Annotated in this window: 2 protein-coding genes; both read left to right on the forward strand. The window is 42.3% G+C overall.

Annotation, left to right across the window (positions count from 1 at the left end; genetic code table 11):
• On the forward strand, positions 1–1,503 hold a 1,503-nt coding region (gene tssF / locus R7Q38_RS22970; protein ID WP_318114411.1), incomplete at its 5' end, for a type VI secretion system baseplate subunit TssF.
• Positions 1,500–1,796, forward strand: a 297-nt coding sequence (locus tag R7Q38_RS22975) for a type VI secretion system baseplate subunit TssG (protein WP_318114412.1), incomplete at its 3' end; no start/stop codon positions are given. The genes tssF and R7Q38_RS22975, both read left to right, overlap by 4 nt.

A 1,796-nucleotide genomic window follows, 5' to 3' on the forward strand; every position in this document is an offset into this window, starting at 1 on the left:
CCTGTGGGTGAAAGAGTCGAAGTTAGTGCTCCTGGATATCAAAATTGCCAGTTTCGAACCTGTTACCCGACAACAATGTATCCACTCGATATTATCTCTGGTTCATTTGAGAACGCGCCTTTCAAGCCTACTGGCTCTAAGTGGGAGCATAATGCGCACTCTGTACTAAGGTGTCAGCTGAGTGCTCATGATTCAGAGTCCTCTATCAATTCCATGGGTATCGATTGTTTGCGTTTGTACTTAAATGGACAGACGCAATTAACACTCAAGCTATATCAAATGTTATTCCAAAGTTTGATTGGTCTTTCAATCGTGTTGGATGGTAAAGAAATCATGCCTCTAACTAAGAGGCATCTTCAATCGGTTGGGTTTGGGGACGAGGAGCAAGTCGTCCCTTACAGTAAGAGAAGTTTTTCGGGATCTCGTTTATTGGTCGAGTACCTTCATTTCCCAGAAAAATTCATGTTCTTTGACTTGATCGAGCTCGGCTTAGATAAGTTAGAGATTCAAGGGCAGGTCGAGATTTGCTTTTACTTCGATACAAGCGATGACTGGCTACCAAAGCAAGTAGACGAGGAAAGTGTCATGGTTGGCTGTGTTCCCATTGTAAATCTGTTCAAATCAACCATGGAACCTAAACGTCTCCTTCCAACAGAGTACGAGTATCAATTATCTCCTCAGTACCAAGATGCAGAGAGTAATGAAGTTGTCTCGATTTCTGATGTTACCTTGAGAAACTGGAACAAAACTTACGAGCACTTACCCTGCTACCATTCAGGAGAGCACACGCACTACATGAGCGCGAGCGAAGTGTATTGGTTAATGAGACGAGAGGATAATAACTGGGCCGGTGGCTACGATGAGCCTGGTCGAGAGACTTATGTTTCTTTTGTTGATAAGCAATACCAGTTGTTCAGCCCTGAAAGCAGAGATAATTGGCTGATGTATGTGGAAGCTGAGTGTTGCAATCGTAATTTGCCACAAAAAATTCCATTTGGTGGCGGGCTACCAAAGGTTCAGTTACCCAATGTTGATGATAATTTTAAATCAATCAGGTGCTTAACGTCTCTCTCCGAAACGCTTAGACCAGAGATGGATGAAAGCACACGATGGCAGCTTACCAAGCTATTAACATTGAACCATTTTACTGAAGCTGACGGCTTAGCAACGTTAAAACAAACATTGAACTTGTATGCATTTGCAGGCACTGCCGAAACAAAAGCCGTTATAGATGCTCTAGTCAAGCTAGAGTTTGAACATACAACCGGTAGGGTTAGTCAGAAAGGAAAAGTTGGTTTTGCACATGGAGTAAAGCTGATTCTAACAGTATCCGATCAGATACTGCCAAAAGAGCAGATCTTTTTATTGGGTAGCGTGTTATCTGTTTACTTTGCTCAATATGCGGAGATTAACGTGTTTACGCAGTTAGAGATTAAGTTGAAATCAACCAGCAGCTCCTTTCACGTATGGCCTGCGCTGACAGGTGATAAGGTGTTGTTATGAGCTCAGAGGACTTCTACCGCGAGCTAAAGCAACGTTCTTTGTTTGAATCTATTCATCTTATTGAGCAAGAGCTTTTGAAAGTTGAATCGCAAATTGGAACAGATGCATTACCAAAAAACGAGAAACTCAACTTAAAGGTCAATGCGTCTTTAGGCTTTGAGAATGCGCAACTCGTTTCTACTAAACCATTAGGTAAAGATAAATTAGCGCTTGAGACAAATTTGATTGGTTTGACGGGGGAGCAGGGAGTACTGCCTCAGCATTACAGCGAGTTTGCATTGAATCGACTGAAA

This window comes from Vibrio sp. Vb0598 (genome assembly GCF_033338935.1).
Lineage (GTDB): Bacteria > Pseudomonadota > Gammaproteobacteria > Enterobacterales > Vibrionaceae > Vibrio > Vibrio alginolyticus.